Here is a 25,828-nt window from a genome sequence, read left to right on the forward strand (position 1 = left end):
CCCATTGTCTAGAGTTTCAGGTGTCGGTAGCCACGCTGCCGCCACCGTGATCGTCCAGAAAAACCCGGCAAAAGTACCGGGTCTCCACCTGATCAGGAGTGCACGATGGACCTCAACCGTCGTCAGTTCTTCAAGGTCGCTGGTATCGGCCTTGCGGGCTCGAGCCTCGGCGCGCTGGGCATGCTCCCTGCGCCTGCCTTCGCCGAGCAGGTACGCCATTTCAAACTCGCCCACACCCATGAAACCCGCAACACCTGCCCGTATTGCTCGGTCGGCTGCGGGTTGATCATGTACAGCCAGGGTGATACCGCCAAGAACGTCGCGCAAAGCATCATTCACATCGATGGCGATGCCGACCACCCGGTGAACCGCGGCACCCTGTGCCCCAAAGGCGCCGGCCTGCTGGACTTCATTCACAGCCCCGGGCGCCTGCAATATCCCCAGGTGCGCAAGCCGGGCAGCGCCGAATGGACGCGCATCTCCTGGGATGAAGCGCTGGACCGCGTCGCCGACCTGATGAAGGCCGACCGCGACGCCAACTTCATCGAGAAGAATGACAAGGGCCAAACGGTAAACCGCTGGCTGACCACCGGTTTCCTCGCGGCCTCGGCGGCGTCCAACGAAGCGGGTTACATCACCCACAAGGTCATTCGCAGTCTCGGCATGCTGGGGTTTGATAACCAGGCGCGTGTCTGACACGGCCCGACGGTGGCAAGTCTTGCCCCGACGTACGGCCGTGGTGCCATGACCAATCACTGGACCGATATCGCCAACGCGAATCTGATCCTGGTGATGGGCGGCAACGCAGCAGAAGCGCACCCGTGCGGTTTCAAATGGGTGACCGAAGCCAAGGCGCACAACAAGGCGCGGCTGATCGTTGTCGATCCGCGTTTTACCCGGACCGCCTCGGTGGCCGACTATTACGCGCCGATTCGCACCGGCACCGACATCGCCTTCATGGGCGGGCTGATCAATTACCTGCTGACCGAGGACAAGATCCAGCACGAATACGTGCGCAACTACACCGACGTGTCGTTCATCGTCAAAGCCGGGTATGGCTTCGAGGACGGCATCTTCAGCGGATACGACGCCGCCAAGCGGGCGTATACCGACAAATCCGGCTGGGGGTACGAGCTGGGCGAGGACGGTTTCGTCAAAACCGACCCGAGCCTGCAAGACCCGCACTGCGTGTATCAGCTGATGAAGCAGCATTACAGCCGCTATAACATCGAATTGGCGAGCCAGATTTGCGGCATGCCGGTCGATGCCATGCAGAAGATCTGGGAAGAAATCGCCACGTGCTCGCAACCGGGCAAGACCATGACGATTCTCTACGCGCTGGGCTGGACCCAGCACTCGATCGGCTCGCAAATCATCCGCAGCGCGGCGATGGTGCAACTGCTGTTGGGCAACGTCGGCATGCCGGGCGGGGGCGTCAATGCCTTGCGCGGGCACTCCAACATCCAGGGCCTGACCGACCTCGGCTTGCTGTCCAACTCGCTGCCGGGCTACCTGACCCTGCCTGGCGACGCCGAGCAGGATTACGCCGCCTACATCACCAAGCGCACGCAAATGCCGTTGCGTCCGGGGCAGCTGTCCTATTGGCAGAACTACAGCAAATTCCACGTCAGCCTGATGAAAGCCTGGTACCGCGACAACGCCACGCTCGAGAACAACTGGGCCTACGACTACTTGCCGAAACTGGACATTCCCAACTACGACATCCTCAAAGTGTTTGACCTGATGGGTCAGGGCAAGGTCAACGGTTACCTGTGCCAGGGCTTCAACCCCATCGCGGCGCTCCCCGACAAAAACCGCGTGATGGCGGCACTGGCCAAGCTGAAATGGCTGGTGGTGATGGACCCGCTGTCCACCGAAACCTCGGAGTTCTGGCGCAATGTCGGGCCGTACAACGATGTGGAAACCGCCGGTATCCAGACCGAAGTGATTCGCCTGCCCACCACCTGTTTCGCCGAGGAGGACGGCTCGCTGGTCAACAGCAGCCGCTGGCTGCAATGGCACTGGAAGGGCGCCGACGGACCGGGTGAAGCGCGCACCGACGTGCAGATCATGAGCGAGCTGTTCCTGCGCCTGCGCCAGCGCTATCAAGCCAAGGGCGGCGCCTATCCCGACCCGATCCTCAAACTGTCGTGGCCGTACAAGATCGCCGACGAACCCTCGCCGGAAGAACTGGCGCGGGAAATCAACGGCTATGCCACCGCCGACTTCACCGATGCCACCGGCGCGACGATCAAGAGCAACGCGCAACTGGCCGGTTTCGGCCAGCTCAAGGATGACGGCAGTACGGCATCGGGCTGCTGGATTTTCTGCGGCAGCTGGACCGAGACGGGGAATCAGATGGCCCGGCGCGACAACAGCGACCCCTTCGGCATGCATCAACATCAAGGCTGGGCCTGGGCCTGGCCAGCCAACCGGCGCATTCTCTACAACCGTGCTTCAGCTGACCCGCAAGGCAAGCCATGGGATGAGAAAAAGCGCCTGGTATGGTGGAACGGCAAAGCCTGGGGCGGCACCGATGTGCCGGACTTCAAGGCTGATACGCCGCCGGAAGCCGGGATGAATCCGTTCATCATGAACCCCGAAGGCATCGCGCGGTTTTTCGCCGTCGACAAGATGAACGAGGGCCCATTCCCCGAGCACTATGAGCCGTTTGAAACGCCGATCGGCATCAACCCGTTGCACCCGGAAAACAAGAAAGCTACCAGCAACCCGGCGGCGCGGATCTTCGATTCAGTGTGGGATTCCCTCGGCGTGGCCAAGGACTACCCGTATGCCGCCACGAGTTATCGGCTGACCGAGCATTTCCACTTCTGGAGCAAGCATTGCAAGCTCAACGCAATTGCCCAACCCGAGCAATTCGTCGAGATCGGTGAAGTGCTGGCCAAGGAGAAAGGCATCGTGGCCGGCGACCGGGTCCGCGTCAGTTCCAAGCGCGGGCACATCGAAGCGGTGGCGGTGGTGACCAAGCGGATTCGTCCGCTGCAGGTCAACAATCAGGTGGTGCACCAGATCGGCATCCCGCTGCACTGGGGCTTTACCGGTCTCACGCGCCACGGTTACCTGACCAACACCCTGGTGCCGTTCCTCGGCGATGGCAACACACAGACCCCGGAATCCAAGTCATTCCTGGTCAACGTGGAGAAAGTCTAAATGGCCAGCCAAGACATCATCGCCCGTTCGGCCACCACCACGGTCTCGCCATCGGTGCGCAATCAGGAGGAAGTGGCGAAGCTGATCGACACCACCAAGTGCATCGGTTGCAAGGCTTGCCAGGTCGCCTGCTCGGAATGGAACGAGCTGCGCGACGAGGTCGGCCACAACCTTGGCACCTACGACAACCCTCAAGACCTCAGCGCAGAAACCTGGACCTTGATGCGCTTTACCGAGCATGAAACCGACGCCGGCAACCTGGAATGGCTGATCCGCAAGGACGGCTGCATGCACTGCGCCGAGCCCGGTTGCCTGGCGGCGTGCCCGAGTCCGGGGGCGATCATCAAGCACGCCAATGGCATCGTCGATTTCGATCAGGACCACTGCATCGGCTGCGGTTATTGCATCACCGGTTGCCCATTCAACATTCCGCGGATCTCTCAGAAGGATCACAAGGCCTATAAATGCACCTTGTGTTCGGACCGGGTGGAAGTGGGGCTGGAACCGGCCTGCGTGAAAACCTGCCCGACCGGGGCCATCGTGTTCGGCAGCAAGGAAGACATGAAAGAACACGCCGCCGAACGCATCGTCGACCTGAAAAGCCGCGGCTTCGATCAGGCCGGCCTGTACGACCCCGAAGGCGTTGGCGGCACACACGTCATGTATGTGCTGCATCACGCGGACACGCCGACGCTCTACGCCGGTTTGCCGAGCAGCCCGACGATCAGCCCGTTGGTGGAATTGTGGAAGGGCGTTAGCAAACCCTTGGGATTGTTGGCCATGGGCCTGGCGGTGCTGGCCGGGTTCTTCCATTACGTGCGCATCGGGCCGCAGTTGGTCGAGGAGGATGAATTACCGCCGCTCAAGGACCCAGCGGTGCATGAAGTCGATCCGTCGGTGCACACCTATGATCCGAAGCAGGGGGACAGACCATGATCCGCAAGCAGATCCTGCGCTACACCTCGAACCAGCGCACCAATCACTGGCTGGTGGCGATCCTGTTTTTCATGGCAGCCCTGTCAGGCCTGGCGCTGTTCCATCCGGCGTTGTTCTGGCTCAGTAACCTGTTCGGAGGCGGGCCGTGGACGCGCATCCTGCACCCGTTCATGGGCGTGGTGATGTTTGTGCTGTTTCTCGGCCTGGTGATTCAGTTCTTCAGGGCGAATTTCTTTATCAGCAATGACCGGTTGTGGCTCCGGCGCGTCGGGCGGGTGATCCGCAATGAGGAGGAGGGCGTGCCACCGATCGGCAAGTACAACCCGGGGCAGAAGCTGCTGTTCTGGACCTTGCTGCTGTGCATGCTGGTGTTGTTGTTCAGCGGGCTGGTGATCTGGCGTGCGTATTTCAGCGAATACTTCGGCATCACCTCGATTCGCTGGGCGATGCTGCTGCATGCCTTAGCCGGTTTTGTGCTGGTGTTGAGCATCATCATCCACATCTACGCGGGTATCTGGATCAAGGGCTCGATCAGCGCCATGGTGCATGGCTGGGTCAGCCGCGCCTGGGCGAGGAAGCACCATGAACTCTGGTATCGGGAAGTGACCCGAGACGAGCACCCTGAGCGGCCGATCAGCAAAAAAGGATAAGCCCTTTGGCAACCATTCTTGAGCCTGGACAGATCGAAGCGGCGGCGGGTTCTCCGCCGTTCCTGCATCTGCCACCGAACAACCTGTTCGCGCTGCGGGCGCAGCGCCTGGAAAAAATGGCGGACGGGCACCCACTGGCCGATTACCTGCGGCTGGTGGTCGACCTGTGCCGTGTTCAGCAGGACCTGCTGGACAATCCACCTGAAGCGGCGCCGCTCGACCCCGAGCGCCTGCGAATGTGCCAGCAACACGGTTTGCCACCGTTCGCCGCCGACAGCCTGGTGCGCGAGGACACCTGGTTGGCATATCTCGACGCTTTGTTGCAGCGATACTCGCCACCGCCACACTCTGCCGTCGACAACGCCGTTGCCACCTTGCGCAACGCCAATAACGGGCAACGCAAAACCTGGGCGATCGCCTTGGTCAGCGGCCAGTATTCGCTGCTGCCGGCGGCGCTGGTGCCGTTTCTCGGTGCGGCGTTGCAGGCCGCCTTCAGTCATTGGCTGCTGAACACGCCAGACCTTGCGCTGAAACCTGGCGAGAGCCTCATCCAATGCCCGGCCTGTGGTTCGCCGGCCATGGCCGGGGTCATTCGCCATCGCGGCAAACACAACGGTTTGCGTTATCTGGTGTGCTCGTTGTGCGCCTGCGAATGGCACGTGGTGCGGGTCAAATGCGTGTACTGCGAACAAAGCAAAGGCCTGGAATACGTCAGCCTCGATGACGACCGCCATGCCGCCAATCAGGCACCGTTGCGCGCCGAAACCTGTCCCGGCTGCCGCAGCTACCTGAAACTGCTGTACCTGGAAAACGATGCCGAGGCCGAAGCGCTCTCGACCGACCTGACCAGCCTGATGCTGGACATGCGTCTGGAACAGGAAGGTTACCTGCGTCCGGCACCGAATCTTCTGCTCGCTCCGGGAGGCGATTAAGCACAACGGCTACACTCAGGCGCGACAGTCAACGTTTGCGGGAGCGCTTGATGCCTGCCAGATCCGCCAGCCCAGCCTTGCGGCTGCCTTCCATCGACAGTTTGCTGCGCCATCCGGCGTGCCTGCCTTTGGCCGAGCGCTATGGGCGTGACGCGCTGCTGGCCACTCTGCGGCAGTTGCTGGATGACCTGCGCGAACCGGTGCTTTTGAGCCAACTCGACGCCGTTGAAATCACCCCCGAAGTGTTGGCCGGCAGAGCGGGCGAGCGCTTGGCCCTGCAGCATCGCAGCCACGTGCGCCGGGTGTTCAACCTCACCGGCACGGTGCTGCACACCAACCTCGGTCGCGCGTTGTTGCCGGACGAAGCCATCGAAGCCGTGCAAATGGCCGCCCGCTACCCGCTTAATCTGGAATTCGACCTGCAAAGCGGCAAACGCGGCGACCGTGACGACCTGATCGAAGGCCTGATCCGTGAGCTGACCGGCGCCGAAGCCGTGACTGTGGTCAATAACAATGCTGCCGCTGTGCTGCTGACGCTCAACAGCCTGGGCGCACGCAAGGAAGGGATCATTTCCCGGGGCGAGCTGATCGAAATTGGCGGCGCCTTCCGCATTCCCGACATCATGGCCCGGGCCGGAGTCAAACTGCACGAAGTCGGCACCACCAACCGTACCCATGCACGGGATTACGAGGCAGCGATTGGCCCGCGCAGTGGTCTGGTGATGCGGGTGCATGCGAGCAATTACGCCATTGAAGGCTTCACCGCTCGAGTGCCGACGGCCGAGTTGGCTGAACTGGCGCACAAACACGGGCTGCCACTGCTCGAAGACCTTGGCAGCGGCAGTTTGCTGGACCTGACCCGTTGGGGTTTGCCCGCCGAACCCACGGTGCGCCAGGCATTGGTCGATGGCGCGGACATCGTCACCTTCAGCGGCGACAAGTTACTGGGCGGTCCCCAGGCCGGGTTGATCGTCGGCCGCAAAGACCTGATCGCGAAGATCAAAAAGAACCCGCTCAAGCGTGCGTTGCGGGTCGACAAGCTGACATTGGCGGCGTTGGAAGCGGTGTTGGGTTTGTACCGCAATCCTGATCGGCTGGCCGAACGGCTGCCGAGTCTGCGCCTGCTGACCCGACCGCAAGCCGATATCCTTGCCCAGTCGGAACGCTTGCAACCGTCATTGGCGCAGGCCGTGGGCGATGGCTGGAATGTCAGCGCGGTGGCGGCGCTGGGGATGATCGGCAGCGGCAGCCAACCGGTGGCTCGTTTGCCGAGCGCGGCGTTATGCCTGCGGCCCAATGTGTCCAAGCGCCTGCGTGGACGGCAATTGCTCGGGCTGGAGGCAGCGCTCCGTCAGCTGACCATTCCAGTGCTGGGCCGAATTGACGACGACGCGCTGTGGCTGGATTTGCGCCAACTGGATGACGAAACCGCGTGGCTGGCGCAACTCGATCAATTGCAGGTGCCGGGGTGATCGTCGGCACCGCCGGGCACATCGACCACGGCAAGACGGCGTTGCTCCAGGCATTGACCGGCCAGGCCGGCGACCGTCGGCGCGAAGAACGCGAGCGTGGCATGACCATCGACCTCGGTTATCTCTACGCAGCGCTGGAACCGGGCGCTGCATTGACCGGTTTTATCGACGTGCCCGGTCATGAACGCTTCACCCACAACATGCTGGCCGGGGCCCAGGGTATCGATCTGGTGTTGCTGGTGGTCGCTGCGGATGACGGCGTCATGCCCCAGACCCGCGAACATCTGGCAATCGTCGAACTGCTGGGTATTCCTCGGGCCTTGGTGGCGATCAGCAAATGCGACCGGGTCGATCCGGGCCGGGTGCAGGTGGTGCACGAACAAATCGAAAGCTTGCTCGCGCCCGGACCGTATGCAAGCGCGCCGCAGATTGCGCTGTCGAGCGTGACCGGGGAGGGTATCGAGACACTGCGTCAGGCCTTGCTGGATGCGCAGCGGGATGTGCTCCAACGCAGCACCCGTGGCGGTTTTCGTCTGGCGATCGATCGTGCCTTCAGCGTCGCCGGCGCCGGTATTGTGGTGACCGGCACGGCGCTGTCCGGGCAGGTTGCCGTGGGCGATACGCTGATGCTCGGTCCGCTGGGCAAAACCGTGCGCGTGCGCGGCTTGCATGCGCAAAACCAGGCCGCAGAGATCGGGGTTGCAGGTCAGCGAGTCGCGCTGAACCTGAGTGCCGAGCGCTTGGCACTGGAGCAGATTCACCGTGGGCACTGGCTGGTGTCCGAGTGGCTGTATGCACCGACGCAGCGCCTGGACATCGACATGCGGTTGCTGGCCAGCGAAGCCAGGGCGTTCGTGCATTTTCAACCGGTGCATGTTCATTCCGGGACGCAGGACGTCACGGGGCGAGTGGCGCTGCTGGAAGGTTCCAGCGTTGCGCCGGGTGAGCGGATGTTCGCGCAGATCCTGCTGAATGCGCCGGTGCAGGCGGTGAAGGGCGATCCATTGATTCTGCGAGACCAGAGCGCCCAACGGACTCTCGGCGGTGGCCGGGTGCTCGACCCGTTTGCGCCGACCCGACACCGTCGCAGTCCCGAGCGATTGGCGCAGCTCCATTCACTCGCCGCCCGTAAAGATCTGGAAGACGTCCTGCCTGCGCTATTGCTGAACAGCGAAACAGGGCTCGATCCACAGCGCCTGGAGCGTCAGTTCAACCGGCCGCGTGACACCTGGGTGCTGCCCGCCGATGTGCGTTTGATCGATACACGCCAAGGACTGTTGTTGTTCAGCGCTGACCGTTGGGAGTCCCTGAAAACGCCGTTGTTGGAGCATCTGGCACGCTTTCACCAAATCGAGCCGGACCAGATGGGCCCCGACCGGGATCGCTTGCGGCGCTTCACCGGTACTGCGTTGGACCGTCCGACGTTCATCAGCCTGCTCGACGAACTGCTGGCCAGCGGTGCTCTGCTTGCCAGCGGGCCGTGGCTGCATCTGCCCGAGCATCAGGTGCGCCTGAACGAAGGCGATGAAGCCCTATGGCAACAACTGCAGCCGTTGTTTGAACAAGCCGGGTTCAATGCGCCTTGGGTGCGCGATCTTGGCCATGACGAAGTGGCGGTGCGCCTGCTGCTGCGCAAAATGGCGAGGTTGGGGTTGGTGCATCAAGTCGTCCGCGACCTGTTCTACCCCGACGCAACCCTCCGCCGATTGGCGGCTATGCTTGTGCAACTGGGCGCGCAGAACCCGGTGATTCAGGTCACGGCGTTTCGCGATGCCGTGGGCCTGGGGCGCAAGCGCAGCATCCAGATCCTCGAATACTTCGACCGGCTGGGCCTGACCCGACGCTTTGGCGACAAGCGCCATCTGCGTCAAGACAATGCCCTGGCCCAAAGCAAAGACAACTGACTTCAAGGAAGGCAATCGCGCCCGGTGGCGCGGCCGGGCTTCAAACCCGGTTGGGGACGGCATCCGTTCCCGGGCAGGTTCGACTCCGGCTGCCTTCCGCCATTTTACGGGGTTCTAGGTTTGGTCACTGATCAAGACATCGACGGCGGTGACCAATTGCTGCTTGGCGAATCTTCATCGTCAGGATCGAACGACGCATCTACCCGACCATCCGGATAGCTAGTCCCATGTTCTGCGTAGTAATCTTTTATTTGCTGCTCAAGTGCATAGCTGTAATCACCACCACCAGCAGTCACGATCAAGAGCTTCGAAGGTAATACATCTCGATAATTTGATGACAGCACACTTAACGCGTCCTCTCCCGGCAAAAGGGATTTGCCGATTCCACTGGAAGGGTTACACATTCCAAAAGCAATGAAACAGGACCAATCGAACCCATAGTCTCTGGTGCGCACTTCTACTTTTTGTGCCGCACGATCAGTACAGTCAAAAATCAAATCTCTTACCCGCGATACAGTAGGGCCGGGGCAAGAGGATTGACGCACGCGACGATGATAAAAGACATAAAAATCCCTTTCCGGATCACTCAGCTTTTCAAGCTGGGTCAGATCCTGTGGGCCGGTACGATTACTTCCTATGTTGGCACAGCCGTTATAGCTGACCTTGCTTTGCAGGAGCGCAACCTTGCGAACAACTAGCCCCCCTACGTTGATGTCGATGATGATTCCAAAGTCCGCCCCGGTCCTGCTTTCGCCCTTGGTACTGCCCAAGCCAAGCGTGCCAAAAATGGATTTAACTGTTGGATAACCCATTTGATCAATTCTTGGCCCTGCCCATAGCTTGGCCTCATTTCGAATCGTTTTGAGAAACTCACCTGTGCAGCTTTCTTCGTTGAAATCGGTATCTGCGTTGTCCTTAACAAAATCTTGGGACGACCGGAAGCTTGCCCAGTAGATCGCCCAGAGTACCCAATGTGCAATATTGTCCGGTTCAGTCAACTGATGGATTAGGTTAAACCAGCGGTCTGATAAGTCTGAATCCAATTGCACAATATCTGCGGCTTCTACCGAGAGGCAAGGTAATGCAAGGCTGGTCGAATCGGAAATAATCCCCCCGAAGTTGGCTGTTGCAGTAATTCCAGTACCGCCAATAGCGCGCGCCTCATTGTAAATGGCATCACTTTCATCTTGCCATATCTGAATGCGCTCAAGAGATGGCATCATTTGAAAGATGATTGATTTGGTAGAATTAAGAGCGTCTTCAATATTGCCATGGCTTAAGGCTTTAAGAACCGAAGCCAAAATAGAGTGCGAGTCAGTTTTACGCCAGCCGTGACGGCGAACATTATCATCGATTGGAATGAGCGCCTTCCGAAGTAGCCCCGCGTTGGCTTCAGCTAAAGCTTGGCTGCGGAGAATTTCTGTTAATGCGTTCTTTTCGTCATGTATGTCTTCAACGTTCCTGTTGTGTTCTTCAATTCTTATGCTGTAAGCATTAAGCCAGGCTGCATTTTTTGTGCGGGATTGGCATTCATCGAGTTTTTTTTCTGCTGTTTCAACGTCGCTCTTTGCTTCTCGATAAGCCGCACGAAAAATAGCGAACGTATTATCATCTTTTACTTTTGAAAGTTTAGATTCGGCTGCTTCAAGTGATTTACGGGCTGCTGAGATAATCCGATCAACCTCTTCGTTGACTGTGGTTTTTCTTTTGTGCGGGAGCTTTTTGATTCTGGCTGCAGCTTCCTCATGTTTTAACTTGGAATTTTCCGAAAACCTTAGCAGCGTTCTGTGAATTTTTTCCAGCAATACGAGCGCAGTGGGGGAGACTGTATCCATACCGTACGATTTTCCGTCGTTGACTGTTCAAGTGAGCGGTCACTTTATCGGATTGGCGTGATCGGATGGAGCCCCTGCATCAATATGTGCATCCCTCCGGTTCCCGGGCAGGTTCGACTCCGGCTGCCTTCCGCCATTTCCCGTTCAGAGAGGCCCGAAGCTCAGCGGGTACTGAATGACCACATAAACCCGGTCAATATCATCGCCTGCCTGCGCCGCATTGGCCCGATGCGACACATGGGACAGTTGCAGCGATAACCCCTTGGCCGCGCCGGATTGCACGATGTAGTGCAGGTCGATGTCGCGCTCCCAATGCCGGCCGCCATCGCCTTGTTGCGGCACGTATTCGCCGATGGACGCATCAAAAGGGTTGTAGGCGCCACCCTTGGGCGCATGGGTGCCGTCGATCTGGCTGCCCGTGACGTAACGCGTCATGAAGTTCAGGCCGGGTATGCCGAAGGTGCTCAAATCGAGGTCGTAGCGTGCCTGCCATGAGCGTTCGTGGGCGCCGTTGAAGTCGGCGTACTTGATTGAGTTGGCGAGGTAGATCGAGTCGCCGCCGACAAAATCGAACGGCGTGTCGCCATTGATTTTTTGATAGGCCAGGGTGAAGGCATGCGCCGCGACGGTGTACTTGCCCGACAGGCTGAACGCAGTGTTGTCGATGGGGCCGGCCAGCGCTTTGCCGGTGTCTTGCGTGTGGTAGAGATTGGCGTCGAGGAACACCCCGGGCTGCTTCAGGTGCAAGTTGGCGTAGTACTGATGCCAGGTGTCGGTGAGTTCTGAGGCATAGAGCGCGCCGCCGACGGGGCGTTGGGTGAACAAGTCAGCGCCCAGAAACGTGATGCCGCCGGCTTCGGTGTTGGCGCCGTAGCCGTAGAAGTTGCCTTTGCTCGAAGAACTGTCCTGGTTTTTGAACGCGGTGAAATGCCCGGCCAGCAGATTCACGTCATCGATTTCGCGGCTATTCAACAGAAAACCTGTGGCGTATTCCGGTTGCAGGCGTTTGTCTGCGGTGTCGAACACCGGGGTTTCCACCATCATTTCGCCGTAGGCCAAGGTGGTTCGGGAGGCTCTGATTTTCAGTGCGCCACCGCCACTGGAATAGTTGTCTTCACTACGGCCGTCATCATTCACGGGCAGCAATCCGGTCCCGGAATGTCCCTTGCCGCCATCCAGCTTCAGTCCCAGAAAGGCGTGGGCGTCGAGGCCAAAGCCGAGCGTGCCGGGTGTGAATCCGGATTCAAAAGCGCTGATAAAGCCTTGAGCCCATTCTGCTTTATAGCTTTTACCTGTCGACGAAGGGGACCGGTAGTCGCTGTTGAGGTAGAAGTTGCGGCTGAGCACGTCAAACGTTGCGCCGTCCAGAAAACCTTGTGCGGGTTCATCCGCCCAGGCTGTCCCGGCGAACAGCACCGACAACCAAAAGGGCAACCCGGTGCGAAGGTCTTGCTTGCCAAACTTCATCGTCAATCACCATGCAGCAGCGACTGCGCAAAGTGCGCAGTCGCTCGCTTTTAGAGAAATACCACTTAATGGCCTTCCGAGGCACCGAACATGGTTTTGGCGTAGATCAGGCCAAGACCGTAGGAACCACCGTTGGCAATCGAGGTTTTCACGGTTTCATCGTAGGTGTCGGTACGCGCCCAATCGCGTTGCAGTTCGAGCAGGTATTGCAGCGAGGTCATTGGGCGGGCGCCGATCTGGATCATGCGCTGCATGGCCATTTCATGGGCCTCGGTGCTGACGTCGCCACAGGCATCGGCAATCACGTAGACCTCGAAACCCTGGTCGATGGCCGACAGCGCCGGGCCGACGATGCACACCGAGGTCCACAGGCCGGCGAGGACGATTTTCTGTTTGCCGAACGTGTTGACTTCGACCGCGATGCGCTCGTCTTCCCACGTGTTCATGCTGGTGCGGTCGATGACGTTGTGTTCCGGGAACACCGACTTGATTTCGTCGAAGATCGGCCCGGAAAAGCTCTTCTCCGCTACGGTGGTCAGGATGGTCGAGACCTTGAAGCCCCGCGCAGCCTTGGCCACGAGGGCGGCGTTGTTGCGCAGGGTGACGGCGTCGATCGACTTGGTCGCAAAGGACATCTGCGACTGGTGATCGATCATGATCAGGGTGTGGTCGGTCGGGGTCAGCAGGGTTTTGCCGGGTACAGCTTTGGCGATGGCCATGGCGAGGTCCTTACGGGTGAGTGAGGAGACCATGGTTGCGCAGATTCAGGCGGGAATATTGAAGCGATGTGCTGTGTTTGGGTTTTTGCGAGGCCGCGCGAAGAACGGCCCCGCGCAATACCGGTCAGTGCGCGGGGCCGTCTGTCATTGCATCACATAATGCCCGGGCGCCGATTCCAGCGCCGGGTATTGCGCGTTGCCGGTGTGCAGCACGGAAGGCTGGCGCTCGCCGGACTGATCTGCCAGCCAGACGAACCAGTCATTCCACCAGCTACCGGCATGCTCCTGGGCATTCATGAACCAGGTGTCGGGCTCCTTCGAAACCCGATTGTTGGTCCAGTAATGGCGTTTTTCCCTGGCTGGCGGGTTGATCACCCCGGCGATATGCCCCGAGGCCCCCAGCACAAAGCGCTTGGTCCCGGAGAGCAGTTGGGTGCTGGCATAAGCGCTGCGCCACGGCACGATGTGATCGTCGTGGGTGGCGAGGATGTACGCCGGCGCATCAATGGCGCGCAGGTCGAGTTTGACCCCGCAACAGTCCAGCTCACCGGATTTCAAGTCGTTCTGCAGGTAGGTGTGACGCAAATACCAGCAGTACATCGGCCCCGGAAGGTTGGTGCTGTCGTTGTTCCAGAACAGCAGGTCCAGGGGAATCGGCTTCTGGCCCTTGAGGTATTTGTCGACGTTGTAGTTCCACCACAAATCATTCGGGCGCAGCAGTGAGAAGGTGTTGCCCATGTCCTCGCCCTTGAACAGGCCGATGGGGCCGTCCAGGCCGCCGATGGTGCGCTCGCGGTAGGCCACCAGTTGCTCGTCGACGAAGATGTCGATAGGGCCGGTGTCGAGGTAATCGAGGAAGGTGGTCAGCAGGCTCACGCTGCCGATGTCCTTGTCGCCGCGCGCCGCCAGCACGGCCAGCGCCGAACTCAACAGCGTGCCGCCGATGCAGAAGCCTACGCAGTTGGGGCGTTGCTCGCCGCTGATCTCGCGGGTCACTTGCAGGCCTTTGATGATGCCGGTTTCGATCAGGTCATCCCAGGTGGTGCCGGCGTGCGCCTGATCGAAGTTGCGCCACGACATCAGGAACACCGGGTGGCCTTGTTGCAACAGATGGCGAACCATCGAGTTGTCCGGGCGCAGGTCGAGGATGTAGTACTTGTTGATCGACGGCGGGACGATGAACACCGGGCGCCGGTACTGGGTTTCACTTTGTGGGTAGTACTGAATCAGTTGGAACAGTTCGTTCTCGAACACCACCTCGCCGGGCGTATTGGCCAGGTCGACGCCGACGGTGAAGGCGCCGCTGTCGCACTGGCGCATCTTGCCTTCCTGCAGGTCGCTGGCCAGGTGCAACAGGCCGGTGAACAGGCTGCCGCCCTGGGTGTCGACGACGCGTTGCAAGGCATCGGGGTTGCTCGCCAGAAAGTTGCTGGGCGCCCCGGCGGCAATCGCTTGCTCCACGAGGTACAGCAGACGCTGGCGGGGTTTCTTGTCTTTGATCGGCAGTTTATCGAGCAGCTTCAGCAGAAAACCGGCATTGAGCAGGTAGAACGCGGCGAGGGAGCCGAACAGTGGCGTGCTCCAGTTGCCGCTGGCAAAACGCCGATCTTCAAAGGAGAACGGTTGGCCGGTCAGCAGGCGCTGGCCCAGATCACCCCATTGGGTTTGATACTCGGTTTGCAAACTTTCCAGGGTGGTGCGTGGCAGGTCGAACCACTTCTCGTATTCCTGGCCGGTGAACCAAGGATTGGTGCTGACCCACAGGCGTAATTGTTGCACTGCAAAGGAGGCAATGAACGGGACCTGCCCGGACCAGAAGGTGTTGAAAGTGTGCGCGTTATTGTCCATGGAACTCCTTGCCCACATCGGAAAACCGGGCAGAAAAAAACCGCGGTGCCGGAATTCGGCACCGCGTCAGCAGTCAAGCAAGCAGTCCTGTGTTTCTTATTTTTATCGTTCGATGACCAGGCTGACACCTTGGCCGCCACCGATGCACAACGTGGCCAGGCCTTTTTTGCCGTCACGGCGAATCAGCTCGTGCACCAACGACACCAGAATCCGCGCGCCCGACGCGCCGATCGGATGCCCCAGCGCAATCGCGCCACCGTTGACGTTGACCTTGGCAGTGTCCCAACCCAGTTCCTTGCCGACAGCCAGTGATTGCGCGGCGAACGCTTCGTTGGCTTCGATCAGGTCGAGGTCGTCCAGGCTCCAGCCGGCTTTCTCCAGCACCAGACGGGTGGCCGGCACCGGGCCGATGCCCATGATCGACGGGTCCACGCCCGCGCTGGCGTAAGCCTTGATGCGCGCCAGCACCGGCAAGCCGAGGGCCTGGGCCTTGGCGGCGCTGGCCAGCAGCAACACGGCGGCACCATCGTTGAGGGTCGACGAGTTGCCGGCGGTCACGCTGCCGTCTTTCTGGAACGCCGGTTTAAGGTTGCTCAACGCTTGCAGCGTGCCGCCCGGGCGCGGTTGCTCATCCGTATCGAACACCAGTGGATCGCCCTTGCGCTGAGAAATCAGGATCGGGGTGATTTGACCCTTGAAGTAGCCCGCTTCGATGGCGGCGGCGGCTTTCTGTTGCGAGGTGGCGGCGAAGACGTCCTGATCTTCGCGGCTGAGGCTGTACTGCTTGGCCAGATTCTCAGCGGTGATGCCCATGTGGTAGTCGTTGAAGGCGTCCCACAAACCGTCCTGAATCACGCTGTCTTGCAATTGCGCATGACCCAGACGCAAACCGGTGCGTACCTTGGGCAGCACATAAGGGGCCAGGCTCATGTTTTCCTGACCGCCGGCAATCACCAGTTCGGCGTCGCCGCAACGGATCGCCTGAACGGCCAGTTGCACAGCCTTGAGGCCTGAACCGCAGACCTTGTTCAGGGTCAGGGCCGGGGTGCTAAACGGCAGGCCGGCCTTGATTGCCGTCTGGCGTGCCGGGTTTTGCCCCGAGCCTGCGGTGAGCACTTGGCCGAGGATCACTTCATCGATCTGCGTGCCGTCCAGGCCGGTTTCCTCCAGCAGACGGCGGATCACCGCGGCACCCAGCTCTGTGGCTGGAATCGCAGACAAGGCACCTTGAAAACTGCCTATGGCGGTACGAGTAGCGGCAACGATTACGACTTCGTTCATGCGTGACCTCATTAAGATTTTGTCGAGCGGGAGCAGGGCGTCCTTGCCCTGATCGGTCTACTGCATGTTCATGCCGCCGTTCACCGAGAAGTCGGCGCCGGTGCTGTAGCCCGATTCATCGGAGGCCAGCCAGGCAACGATCGAGGCGATTTCTTCAGGTTGGCCGAGGCGCCCGACGGGGGTGGCCGCGATCATGGTGTCGAGGATGTCCGGGCGGATGGCCGCGGTCATGCTGGTCTGGATGTAACCCGGGGAGACGGTGTTGACAGTCACGCCCTTGCCGGACACTTCCCGCGCCAGAGCCATGGTGAAGCCGTGGATGCCGGCCTTGGCCGCGCTGTAGTTGGTCTGGCCGAACTGGCCGCGTTGACCGTTGATCGAGGAGATATTGATCACCCGTCCCCAACCTTTGGCCAACATCCCTTCAATCACCTGCTTGGTGGTGTTGAACAAACCTGTCAGGTTGGTGCCGATGACCGCGTTCCAGTCTTCGTGCGTCAGCTTGCGAAAGGAGGCATCACGAGTGATGCCGGCGTTGTTGACCAGCACATCGACCGGGCCGAATTGTTCCCGTGCCATCTCGAATGCCTTGCGCGTCGACTCCCAATCGGTGATGTCGCCGTAGATGCATTCGAACTGATAACCCGCCGCGAGTTGACCGGCAATCCAGTCGTTCTTGCGCGCGGAATCAGCGCTGCAACCGACGATGACTTTGAATCCTTCCTTGTACAGGCGCTGGCTGATCGCCGTGCCAATCCCACCCATACCACCCGTGACCAACGCAATACGACCAAGCGACTTCATAAGCTTCGTTCCTTTATTTGTTTTGCGCTGCAAGATGGGGGGGATTGTTCGGTATTGGCGGGGGATGCGGAAGTGTTGGGAGGTGACGGGCTGGTGTCCAAAGGTGCCATGTCCGGTTTAGTTGCATCCGGGCGACGAATGGTCAGGAACAGTGGCTAAAAATGAGGATTACCTATACTGGGATCAATATTGGCAACTGAACCACCCGTTAATCTTTGATTCATCGCAGATCAGTTATGGCTCCGGACAGGATGTTCGGTTCCACAGGTCATTGAGGACGCCATGTATAGAATGAGTTCAGGCTATGCCAGCGTGCTGGTAAATACGCTCTCGGCTCAAGGACTGGATGTTGCCAGTCTGTGCCGGGAGGCTGGACTAGACGTTAATCTCGCGGACCAACCAGGAGCGTTTTGCGAGCGAAAGACCATTTATCGACTATGGGAACTCGCCGCTGAGGCCTCGGGCGACCCAGACATTGGCTTGAGGGCCTATGGCAGTTTCCACCCCGGCAGCTTTCAGATCATCGGCTACACCATGATGTCCAGCCTGAATCTGAAAAAGGCCCTTGAACGCCTGGTCCGTTTCAGTCCGTTGATCGGCACCGGGTTCAGCCTTTTCTTTACCGCCGAACAGCAACATTACCGCTTGTCCAGCCTCGACCATCAACAGCATGGTTCGGTCAAACCGCGCCAGTACACCGATGCCGCGCTGGCGTCATTGCTGAGTTTCTCCCGCAAGTTGTTGGGCGGCGACGCACCGCATCCCTTGAGCGTAGAATTCACCTATCCCGAGCCCGAAGACATCTCCGAGCATCGGCGCCTGTTTGGGCCCAATCTGCAATTCGACGCGCCTTACGACAGTATTTTGTTCGACGGACAGGAGCTGTTGCGGCCGTTGAGCATGGCCAATGAAGCGTTGGCGGTGCTGCATGACAGTTTTGCCGAGGCGCAACTGGACCTGCTGTTTGGTTTTTGCATTGTCGGGCGGATTCGCGCGCTGATTACCCAGCGCCTGAGTCAAGGGCAGGGGCAATGCGACATGGAGTCGATTGCGGCAGCCTTGAACATCAGCAAGCGAACGCTGCAACGGGCGCTGGAAAAAGAAGGGACGCAATTCAAGGACGTGCTGAATGCGGTACGCCGACAACTGGCCGATTTCTACCTGCGCCATTCTCACTTCAACATGAAGCATGTCGCCTATCTCCTTGGTTTTCATGACCACAGCAGTTTCAACAAAGCCTGTAGCCGCTGGTTTGGCATGACACCGGGGCAGTACCGGTCCGATGAATCTTTTGAGATCGAGGAAGCCGCGCCGGTGTGATGCGGTGCTCTTCAGAGCTTGAGCCTGCTCCAATATGTTGTGAGCAACGAATTCCCTGTGGAGCGGGCTTTTGTGGCGAGGGAGCTTGCTCCCGCTCGGCTGCGAAGCAGTCGCATAGCTTTTGGGGCCGCTTCGCGACCCAGCGGGAGCAAGCTCCCTCGCCACACACATAGGCTCGCTCCCACAGGTTGCTCATCACGGTGCAGGAGGTTTCTTCGCGGCTTTTTTGCCCTTGGTCGGTTTGCGCGTTTTGGTCGGCGTTACCGGAGCAATCGGTTCAGAGACGACCACCGGGGCCTTTTGTTTAACAGGCTCTGTTACGACCACCGGAGTTTTCCGCTTGATCGGCGCCGGGGTTATCGCCGGGGCTTTCTCCTCGACAACATCGGCTTCACCCGGAGGTTGAGTCAGGCTGAAACCCGGCAGCGGCACATCGAGCAGTGTGTGCAGCTCACACCAGAACGGGTTGTCTGCGCCGCTGGTCAGCAACTCCGGCAGCAAATTGGCAACGGCCGCCAGCACTTGTTGGCGTTCTTCGACCTCGGTCAGCATCAGGGGCAAGCTGTGCAGGCTTTCCTGCGGGTGGGTGGCGACCAGCAGTTTTTGCAGGCGCAGGGTTTCGCGCAGGTCCAGTGGCTCGACACTGTAACCCTGCAGCAGCACTTGCAATTGCAGGATCAGTTTCTCGACGCTTTGCTTGCCCGGCTCGTCGCTGTCGCGGCCCAGCAGGAACAGGATCCGGATCAAGGCTTCCATCAAGCCGCCGAGGGGCAGGGCGTCCTGAAGGCGTTCGATCAGGACTTTATCGTGCTGCTCGGCGTGCGCCTGGAGATTGCGTGCCGGTGCATTGCCGGTGAGGCTGATGAGCGCGCCATACACGCCGTAAAAACTCATTTCCTGAGCGGCATCACGCAGGTCCCGATAGCCGTTCAAGGCATCCTGTATCTGGTTGGAAAACAATGCCTGCCAAGCCAGCAATGGATTGGATGGGCTTGCCGGGTGTCGATCCTTGCTCACCTGGGCGGCGCTGCCTGCCAGCCACCAGAGCGCCGGGTTCAAACTGTTCCACATCACTTGTTGCTGATGGAACGGGTGGGCCTTGCGCATCAGTTCGGCGGTGGGTTCGTTGATCAACTGACGCAACCACGGCCGTACAAATCCGTCGTAAAGCGTGTTGTTGAAATCAGAGGCACGCTCGACCAGCGCGAATTCGCGGTCGTCGTCACGGGGCGGCTGCACCTCACCGTGGATGTCGGCGATACGTCGTCGCTCAAAACGCACGGCATAGGGCGTTGGCGAATGGTCCGGCAGGTCCTCGATGAGCATTTCATAGAGCCCGCCCGGCAGTTCGTTGATTGCTTCGACGGCGCCCAGCAACTCACGGTGCTCACGCCGCGCCACTTCACCGGACACGAAGATGCCCAGATGACCGATGCTCGCGTGCCGCAGGTAAACGATGGTGCGCCCGGCATTTTGCAGGGCGAGGTCGCTGGGATAGACGTCGGTGATCCAGTCCAGCGCCTGTTGCGGCGAGGTGATGTTGTCGCCATAGGAGCAGAACACCACCACTGGCACTTCGATGCGTTTGAGGTCGAGTCCGCTGCTTTTGCGCCCGAGGCCGCCGGACAGCTGGTTGCCGATGAACAGGTCGTCGACAATCATCTCGATTTCTTCGCCATTGAGCAGAGTCGGGCTGCCCCACCAGCGTTCGAAATCCAGGAAGCGCGGGGCCTCGCTGTCGACTTCGCTGAACAAGTGGTAGTACTTGCCCCACAAGGCGTTGGCCGGGTCGAGGCTTTCGAAATTGCTCACCAGCCAGGTGCCGTCGAACCGATCGTTACCCAGGTCGCTGCCCAGGCGTGCCATCCAGCCGCCGCCCAGCAAACCGCCGGTGTAGCGCATCGGATTGCGGCCATTGACGCCGGCCCAGTACGACAGCGGCGCGCCATTGACGATAATCAGTCCCGGCAACTCCGGGCGGGTCGCCGCGAGGCCCATCAAGGCCCAGCCGGCCTGGCAGTTACCGATGACCACGGGTTTGGCGCTGGCGGGATGTCGCGAGCTGACCTCTTCGATAAATTGCGCCTGGGCTTCAACGATGTCCGCCAGGGTTTGCCCCGGGCGTGGCGAATGGCTGAACGAGATGAAATAGGTCGGGTGGCCGGCGCGCAAGCTTTCACCGATGACCGAATCCTGTTTGAAACCGCCGATCCCCGAGCCGTGGCCGCCGCGCGGGTCAATGATGATCACCGGTTGTTTTTTGCTGTCGAGCTGTTGCCCGGGGCCCGCAAGGATCTGCAGCAGCGAGTAGTTGACCGGGCGCGGCAGGTCTTCACCGGCAATCAGGGTTTCATGATTGAACTTGAGCAGCAGCGGATACCCGGCGCGTTCGTGGGCCAGGGTGTTGTCGCCGCGCTGACGCAAGGTGTCCCAGAACAGCACGCTGCGTTGGCCAAGGTCGGTGAAGTAGTCCTGCCAGTCAGCGGCGGTCGGCTGTCTGAGCTGTTCAAGGCTTGAAGCTGCGTAGGTTTTGGCCTGGCGCTGTTGCACGGCGTCGAGAACGTTGCGGGTGTTGAGGCGCTGCAGATGGTTCAGGTGCTCGAACAAACCGGACGGAGTCGAAAGCCCCTCATCTTGCAGCGCAATATTTTCTTCCTGACCCATCGTGAACTCCTGACGCCATGCGTGGGAACGTCGCCATGGCTAATAGAAGCCAAGCCGGCCGTTCGATTTTCACGAGTGTATAGGGAATAGCGGTCAAGGAAGCGAACTTTATTGTGCGCCGCACAAAATAGCCGTTGCTAAATAGTTTTGTGCGCTGCAATATTCAGCCTAACGCGATGGCTGGCAGGATCGCTTCGCGTCCTCAGGTCCATCCGGGCCTTTCAGTACCAGGAGATTCAAGCATGTCTTTTTTCAATTCGGAAAAACTGCAAACCGCTCAGAAAGCCAACCTCGATCTTTTGCAGCAGATCAGCGGCAAAGTCTTCGCCAGCGTTGAACAGCTGAGCCAGTTGCAGTTCAAGGCACTGCGCGACTCCACCGAAGAGCACTTCGAAGGCGTGCGCAAGCTGCTGGCCGTTCGTGATCCACAAGGTTTTGCCGATTTGCAGGCGTCGTTCACCCAGCCGAGCGCGCAGAGCGAACGTCTGGCCGAGTTCAATCGTCAGGTTCAAGCGCTGATCGTGGGCACGCAATCGGACATCGCCAAACTGACGTCGAGTCAGATCGAGGCGGGCACCCAGCAAGTGAATGAGTTTGTTGAATCGATCAGCAAGAATGCACCGGCCGGTTCCGAGCCAGTCGTGGCTGCCTTCAAGTCGGGCCTGGCGAATGCCAGTACTGTGTTCGAAAGCGCACAGAAAGCCGTGAAACAGGCTTCCGATGTGGCTCAGAGCAATTTTGACGCCGCCACTGCCGCTGCCGCCAAAGCAGCACCGGAAGCGGGCGCCAAGGCTACCAGCGGTAACAAGTAAGTCATATCAGGCCAGCGGCACAAACAATGGCGATGGGTTTATTCCCCATCGCCATTTTTTTTCGTCCCGCTATCGGTGGCGGGCTTGGCGCCAAACATGCCGAACAGGTTCTGGGTATTGAGGTACAAGGCCTTGGACTGGTCGACATACTGGCGCATCAGGTCCTGCATGACCGGAGCCTGTTGATGCATGAAGTCGCTCCACGCTTCGGACGATTGCGCGCCGGTCTGCGACTGGATGTCGATGACGGTCTGGATGCTTTTGTCCAGGTAGCTGCCGAGCACGCCCTGATAAGGACCGTAGAACTGGATAATCCCCATCAGCATCTCGCTGGTGAAGATCGGCTCTCCGCCGCTTTCGGCTTCCAGAATCACTTGCAGCAGGATGCTGCGCGTCAGGTCTTCGCCGCTCTTGGCATCGACCACCTGAAACGCAACTTTATCGACGACCAATTGGCGCACATCCGCCAGCGTCAGATGACTGCTGGTGTGGGTGTCATACAGTCGGCGATTGGGATATTTCTTGATCAGACGGGGCGTGTTCCGACTGTTATCTGGCATGCGGGGCGTCTCGTGGCGAGCCTGGTTTGCACGCATCTTAACCTACTATGGCCACTGCCGCGGGATGGTGTCGGGGGGAGAGAAAGGTCGGGGCCGACATTCCTGGTGTCATTGAAGGCCCCTTCGCCAGCAAGCCGGCTCCTACAGAATCGGGCTATGCCGATGTTTTATGAACGACACAAACCTTGTAGGAGCCGGCTTGCTGGCGAAGCGGTGGTGGCCGTTATGCAGTTTTACCAGATCGGCAAGGTGTAACTGACGATCAAGCGATTCTCATCCAGATCACTGCCGAAGTTGGTCGAACGCACCGTCGCATTACGCCATTTCACCCCGACATTCTTCAGCGGACCGCTCTGCACGACATAACCAATGTCGGTATCACGCTCCCATTCCTTGCCTTCGGGACGGTTGCCGCCCAGGTCGATATTGTCCCCAGTGATATAGCGCGTCATGAAGGTCAGCCCCGGCACGCCCATGGCCGCAAAGTTGTAGTCGTAACGTGCCTGCCAGGACTTTTCGTCCTTGCTGGCGAAGTCACCGATCTGCACGAAGTTGACCAGAAACGCATCGGTGCCGTTGATGTAGGCGTAGCCGGTGTCGCCGCTCATGCCTTGATAACCGAGGCCCAACGCATGCCCGCCGAGGCTGTAGGTGAACATGGCGCCAATCGCGTTGTTGTCGACATTGCTGCCGCCATCATCCGTGGAGCGGGCAAAGCGCAGGTCTGTCTTGAACGATTGCCCCGTCGTCACCGGCATCACGTAGGTCAGGTTCACCAGGTGCTGACTGTAGAAATTGTCGAGGTGACCGTAGCTGTAGCCGGTGGCGAGGTTGCTGGTCCATTTGTAGTTCAGGCTGGCGAAATCAAAGCTGTCGCTGTCGAGATGCCGCGTGGTGATGCCTTTGGCGCCGGTCCGGGTGATGCCCATGTCCTCGTAGTCCGAAGAATCACGTTGATTGACCTGGGTCAGCCGTCCGGCATCCACGGTCAAGCCTTCAATCTCCAGCGAGTTCAACTGACCGCCCTTGAAGGTTTGTGGCAACAGTCGTGAATCGTTGGCCAGTACCGTCGGCAGTTTTGGCAGCAACGTGCCGAGTTTCAGCGTGCTTTTGGAGGCGCGCAGTTTGGCGGTCAATCCCAGTTCGCCGTACTCGTCCTGAGCGCCTTTGCTTGTATCGCGATGGCGTTTGAGCAGGCCGGAGCCGGCGCGGTCAGGACTCGAATCGAGCTTGACGCCGACCAGGCCAATGGCATCGAAACCGACACCGACCAAACCGTCGGTGAAGCCCGACTCATAGCGCAGCAGAAAACCCTGGGCCCATTCCTCTTGTTTGGATTGGGCGGCGTTGTCCTGGCGATAATCCCGGTTGAAATAGAAGTTGCGCAGCTCGAGACTGGCCTTGCTGTCTTTGACAAAGTCCGCAGCTGCGGGGGCCGAGAGGCTGATGACGCCGCCAGCCAGTAACAGTCGGGTAGCGAGGGTGCGGGTGTTGCGGTCCATGGTGAAGCCCCTTTGTTTTTATTATGGAAAGACAGGTCCCGCGGCCCTCGCCAGACAGGCGAGGGCTTATCAATAAAAAAACGCGGACACCGAATCGAGAGGAGCGTGGCGCCGCGTCGGTTCAATCGTTAGAACTGTTCGGCGCTCAGGCCGTACAACGAGGCGCTGCCGGCGAGAATGGAATGCTCCAGGCTCAATGTGCGCGGGAGCAGGCGACGGATGTAGAAATCGGCGGTGGCGATCTTCGCGCCATAGAACGTGGGGTCGTCGCTGAGTTTTTTCTTCGCGACCTGGGCCATGCGCGCCCAGAGCCAGGCGTAGGCGACGTAACCGAACAGGTGCAAATACTCGACCGAAGCGGCGCCGATTTCGTTGCGATTGGTCGCGGCCTGGTCTTGCAGCCAGTCGCTGAGGTTTTCCAGACGCTGCACGGCATCGAACAGTTGCACGGAGTAGGGCGCGTCGGGCTGATGGGCGAAACGACGGATCTCCCCAGTGAACTGACGCAGCGCGAAGCCGTTATCGGCCAGCACCTTGCGACCGAGCAGGTCCAGCGCCTGAATACCGTTGGTGCCTTCGTAGATCTGCGCGATGCGCACGTCACGGACCAATTGTTCCTGGCCCCATTCGCGGATGTAGCCATGCCCGCCGAAGACTTGTTGGCCGTTGATGCAGCTTTCCAGGCCGGTGTCGGTGAAGAACGCTTTGGCCACTGGCGTCAGCAGCGCGACCAGGGTCTGGGCGCTGTCGCGCTCCTTGGCGTCATCGGAAAACTTCGCAAGATCGAGTTGCTGCCCGACATAACTGGCAAACGCACGGCCACCTTCGGTCATGGCTTTCATGCTCAGCAGCATGCGGCGCACATCCGGGTGGACGATGATCGGGTCAGCCATTTTGTCCGGGGCAATCGCACCGGTCGGGGCGCGGCTCTGCACACGTTCACGGGCATACGCCACGGCGCTCTGATAGGACGCTTCAGCACAGCCAATGCCCTGAATGCCGATGGACAGGCGCTCGTAATTCATCATGGTGAACATCGCCGCCAGGCCTTTGTTGGCCTCGCCGACCAGCCAACCGCTGGCACCGTCGAAGTTCATCACGCAGGTGGCCGAGGCCTTGATGCCCATCTTGTGTTCGATCGAACCGCAGCTCACGGCGTTGGCATCACCGAGGGAACCGTCGGCATTGACCAGCACCTTGGGCACGACAAACAGCGAGATGCCTTTCGGCCCCGCAGGCGCGTCCGGCAGTTTGGCCAGCACCAGATGCACAATGTTTTCAGTCAGGTCCTGATCACCGCCGGTGATGAAAATCTTGCTGCCGGTGATGCTGAAACTGCCGTCGGCCCGGGGTTCGGCGCGGGTGCGGATGATCCCCAGGTCAGTGCCAGCGTGGGCCTCGGTCAGGCACATCGAGCCGGCCCAGCGACCTTCGTACATCGGCGGCAGGTAGCGTTTTTTCAAGGCTTCACTGGCGTGGGCATCCAGCGCCAGGCAAGCCCCGGAACTCAATGCCGAATACAGAGCGAAGCTTGAGTTGGCGCCGTAGAGCATTTCTTCGAATTGCACGGCAAGCATTTTCGGCATACCCATGCCGCCGAAATCGGCGTTACCGGAAAGGCCCACCCAGCCGCCTTCAATGAAGGTGGCATAAGCCTGTTTGAAGCCGATCGGCGTGCTGACCTGGCCATCGAGCCACTGGGCGCCTTCTTCGTCGCCGCTGCGATTCAACGGCGCAATCAGGTGCGAGGTGACTTTCGCCGCTTCCTCAAGAATGGCGTCAGCGGTGTCGGCGTCGACGTTGTCAGCCAGGGCCGGCAAGCGCGCCCACAGGGCCGGGGCGTCGAACACTTCATGCAGCACGAAGCGCATGTCGCGCAGCGGGGCGTTGAATTCGGGCATAACGTGAACCTCAAAAGGTGTGCGATGGGCACGGCGCCGTTACGGCAGGC

18 protein-coding genes and 1 tRNA gene are annotated in these 25,828 nt (G+C 59.8%); 9 read left to right on the forward strand and 10 right to left on the reverse strand.

Annotated elements, in window-relative coordinates; all coding sequences use genetic code 11:
• Positions 1 to 105 precede the first annotated feature (105 nt).
• The 7 genes from fdnG to ACA075_RS14380 all read left to right on the forward strand — a co-directional run bounded on the left by fdnG (position 106) and on the right by ACA075_RS14380 (position 9,167).
• Entirely contained in the window at positions 106 to 3,171 is a 3,066-nt protein-coding gene (gene fdnG, locus ACA075_RS14350) for a formate dehydrogenase-N subunit alpha (RefSeq protein WP_497299041.1), read from the forward strand.
• Positions 3,172 to 4,107 (forward strand): formate dehydrogenase subunit beta, encoded by a 936-nt coding sequence (gene fdxH, locus ACA075_RS14355; RefSeq protein ID WP_497299042.1) that lies wholly within the window; start codon positions 3,172 to 3,174, stop codon positions 4,105 to 4,107.
• Positions 4,104 to 4,757 carry a formate dehydrogenase subunit gamma gene (locus ACA075_RS14360; protein ID WP_497299043.1) on the forward strand — a complete coding sequence of 218 codons (654 nt, stop codon included), beginning with the start codon at positions 4,104 to 4,106 and terminating at the stop codon, positions 4,755 to 4,757. Before fdxH ends, ACA075_RS14360 begins: the two co-directional genes overlap by 4 nt.
• 5 nt (positions 4,758 to 4,762) lie before the next feature.
• Positions 4,763 to 5,689: a formate dehydrogenase accessory protein FdhE gene (gene fdhE / locus ACA075_RS14365; protein ID WP_497299044.1), complete on the forward strand. Its 927-nt coding sequence runs from the start codon at positions 4,763 to 4,765 to the stop codon at positions 5,687 to 5,689.
• A gap of 50 nt (positions 5,690 to 5,739) precedes the next feature.
• A complete protein-coding gene (gene selA, locus ACA075_RS14370; RefSeq protein WP_497299045.1) occupies positions 5,740 to 7,161 on the forward strand; it encodes an L-seryl-tRNA(Sec) selenium transferase in 1,422 nt (473 codons plus the stop codon).
• Positions 7,158 to 9,065, forward strand: a complete 1,908-nt coding sequence (selB, locus tag ACA075_RS14375; RefSeq protein WP_497299261.1) for a selenocysteine-specific translation elongation factor — start codon at positions 7,158 to 7,160, stop codon at positions 9,063 to 9,065. The genes selA and selB overlap by 4 nt, the downstream gene beginning before the upstream one ends.
• A gap of 6 nt (positions 9,066 to 9,071) precedes the next feature.
• Positions 9,072 to 9,167, forward strand: a tRNA-Sec gene (locus tag ACA075_RS14380).
• 29 nt (positions 9,168 to 9,196) lie between these two features.
• Here the strand turns inward: ACA075_RS14380 and ACA075_RS14385 are convergent.
• The 6 genes from ACA075_RS14385 to phbB form a co-directional block, all read right to left on the reverse strand.
• Positions 9,197 to 10,900, reverse strand: coding sequence for a BAR domain-containing protein (locus tag ACA075_RS14385; RefSeq protein ID WP_497299046.1), 1,704 nt, complete (start codon positions 10,898 to 10,900; stop codon positions 9,197 to 9,199).
• 144 nt (positions 10,901 to 11,044) lie between these two features.
• The gene (locus ACA075_RS14390; RefSeq protein ID WP_497299047.1) at positions 11,045 to 12,367 is read right to left on the reverse strand and encodes an OprD family porin; all 1,323 of its coding nucleotides are present in this window, start codon (positions 12,365 to 12,367) and stop codon (positions 11,045 to 11,047) included.
• A 65-nt stretch (positions 12,368 to 12,432) separates the two neighbouring features.
• Positions 12,433 to 13,086, reverse strand: a complete 654-nt coding sequence (locus ACA075_RS14395; RefSeq protein ID WP_497299048.1) for a hydrolase — start codon at positions 13,084 to 13,086, stop codon at positions 12,433 to 12,435.
• Positions 13,087 to 13,230: 144 nt separating this feature from the next.
• Positions 13,231 to 14,934, reverse strand: a complete 1,704-nt coding sequence (phaC, locus tag ACA075_RS14400; RefSeq protein ID WP_497299049.1) for a class I poly(R)-hydroxyalkanoic acid synthase — start codon at positions 14,932 to 14,934, stop codon at positions 13,231 to 13,233.
• Between the two features lie 102 nt (positions 14,935 to 15,036).
• Positions 15,037 to 16,215 (reverse strand): acetyl-CoA C-acetyltransferase, encoded by a 1,179-nt coding sequence (locus tag ACA075_RS14405; RefSeq protein WP_497299050.1) that lies wholly within the window; start codon positions 16,213 to 16,215, stop codon positions 15,037 to 15,039.
• Positions 16,216 to 16,272: 57 nt separating this feature from the next.
• Positions 16,273 to 17,019 (reverse strand): acetoacetyl-CoA reductase, encoded by a 747-nt coding sequence (gene phbB / locus ACA075_RS14410; RefSeq protein WP_140668638.1) that lies wholly within the window; start codon positions 17,017 to 17,019, stop codon positions 16,273 to 16,275.
• A gap of 282 nt (positions 17,020 to 17,301) precedes the next feature.
• Here phbB and ACA075_RS14415 point away from each other — a divergent pair, with 282 nt between their 5' ends.
• Positions 17,302 to 18,339, forward strand: coding sequence for an AraC family transcriptional regulator (locus tag ACA075_RS14415; RefSeq protein ID WP_497299051.1), 1,038 nt, complete (start codon positions 17,302 to 17,304; stop codon positions 18,337 to 18,339).
• Positions 18,340 to 18,534: 195 nt separating this feature from the next.
• Here ACA075_RS14415 and ACA075_RS14420 read toward each other — a convergent pair whose 3' ends face one another.
• Positions 18,535 to 21,003, reverse strand: coding sequence for a DUF3141 domain-containing protein (locus ACA075_RS14420; protein WP_497299052.1), 2,469 nt, complete (start codon positions 21,001 to 21,003; stop codon positions 18,535 to 18,537).
• Positions 21,004 to 21,245: 242 nt separating this feature from the next.
• On the opposite strand from ACA075_RS14420, the gene phaP reads away from it, so the two are divergent.
• Complete coding sequence (phaP, locus tag ACA075_RS14425) at positions 21,246 to 21,815, forward strand: TIGR01841 family phasin (RefSeq protein WP_497299053.1); 570 nt, start codon at positions 21,246 to 21,248, stop codon at positions 21,813 to 21,815.
• Between the two features lie 38 nt (positions 21,816 to 21,853).
• On the opposite strand, the gene phaR is transcribed toward phaP, so the two are convergent.
• The 3 genes from phaR to ACA075_RS14440 form a co-directional block, all read right to left on the reverse strand.
• Positions 21,854 to 22,375, reverse strand: coding sequence for a polyhydroxyalkanoate synthesis repressor PhaR (gene phaR / locus ACA075_RS14430; RefSeq protein ID WP_497299054.1), 522 nt, complete (start codon positions 22,373 to 22,375; stop codon positions 21,854 to 21,856).
• A 233-nt stretch (positions 22,376 to 22,608) separates the two neighbouring features.
• Positions 22,609 to 23,877, reverse strand: coding sequence for an OprD family porin (locus ACA075_RS14435; protein WP_497299055.1), 1,269 nt, complete (start codon positions 23,875 to 23,877; stop codon positions 22,609 to 22,611).
• 128 nt (positions 23,878 to 24,005) lie between these two features.
• Positions 24,006 to 25,778 (reverse strand): acyl-CoA dehydrogenase C-terminal domain-containing protein, encoded by a 1,773-nt coding sequence (locus tag ACA075_RS14440; RefSeq protein ID WP_497299056.1) that lies wholly within the window; start codon positions 25,776 to 25,778, stop codon positions 24,006 to 24,008.
• Positions 25,779 to 25,828 lie beyond the last annotated feature (50 nt).

Source organism: Pseudomonas sp. LBUM1663 (genome assembly GCF_059695905.1).

Bases quoted from the DNA above. Each gene is read 5' to 3' on its own strand.
- phaR (WP_497299054.1), bottom strand. From the start codon at position 22,375: ATGCCAGATAACAGTCGGAACACGCCCCGTCTGATCAAGAAATATCCC.
- phaC (WP_497299049.1), bottom strand. From the start codon at position 14,934: ATGGACAATAACGCGCACACTTTCAACACCTTCTGGTCCGGGCAGGTC.
- ACA075_RS14360 (WP_497299043.1), top strand. From the start codon at position 4,104: ATGATCCGCAAGCAGATCCTGCGCTACACCTCGAACCAGCGCACCAAT.
- ACA075_RS14435 (WP_497299055.1), bottom strand. From the start codon at position 23,877: ATGGACCGCAACACCCGCACCCTCGCTACCCGACTGTTACTGGCTGGC.
- ACA075_RS14395 (WP_497299048.1), bottom strand. From the start codon at position 13,086: ATGGCCATCGCCAAAGCTGTACCCGGCAAAACCCTGCTGACCCCGACC.
- ACA075_RS14390 (WP_497299047.1), bottom strand. From the start codon at position 12,367: ATGAAGTTTGGCAAGCAAGACCTTCGCACCGGGTTGCCCTTTTGGTTG.
- ACA075_RS14440 (WP_497299056.1), bottom strand. From the start codon at position 25,778: ATGCCCGAATTCAACGCCCCGCTGCGCGACATGCGCTTCGTGCTGCAT.
- ACA075_RS14420 (WP_497299052.1), bottom strand. From the start codon at position 21,003: ATGGGTCAGGAAGAAAATATTGCGCTGCAAGATGAGGGGCTTTCGACT.
- ACA075_RS14385 (WP_497299046.1), bottom strand. From the start codon at position 10,900: ATGGATACAGTCTCCCCCACTGCGCTCGTATTGCTGGAAAAAATTCAC.
- phaP (WP_497299053.1), top strand. From the start codon at position 21,246: ATGTCTTTTTTCAATTCGGAAAAACTGCAAACCGCTCAGAAAGCCAAC.
- fdxH (WP_497299042.1), top strand. From the start codon at position 3,172: ATGGCCAGCCAAGACATCATCGCCCGTTCGGCCACCACCACGGTCTCG.
- ACA075_RS14415 (WP_497299051.1), top strand. From the start codon at position 17,302: ATGTATAGAATGAGTTCAGGCTATGCCAGCGTGCTGGTAAATACGCTC.
- selA (WP_497299045.1), top strand. From the start codon at position 5,740: ATGCCTGCCAGATCCGCCAGCCCAGCCTTGCGGCTGCCTTCCATCGAC.
- phbB (WP_140668638.1), bottom strand. From the start codon at position 17,019: ATGAAGTCGCTTGGTCGTATTGCGTTGGTCACGGGTGGTATGGGTGGG.
- ACA075_RS14405 (WP_497299050.1), bottom strand. From the start codon at position 16,215: ATGAACGAAGTCGTAATCGTTGCCGCTACTCGTACCGCCATAGGCAGT.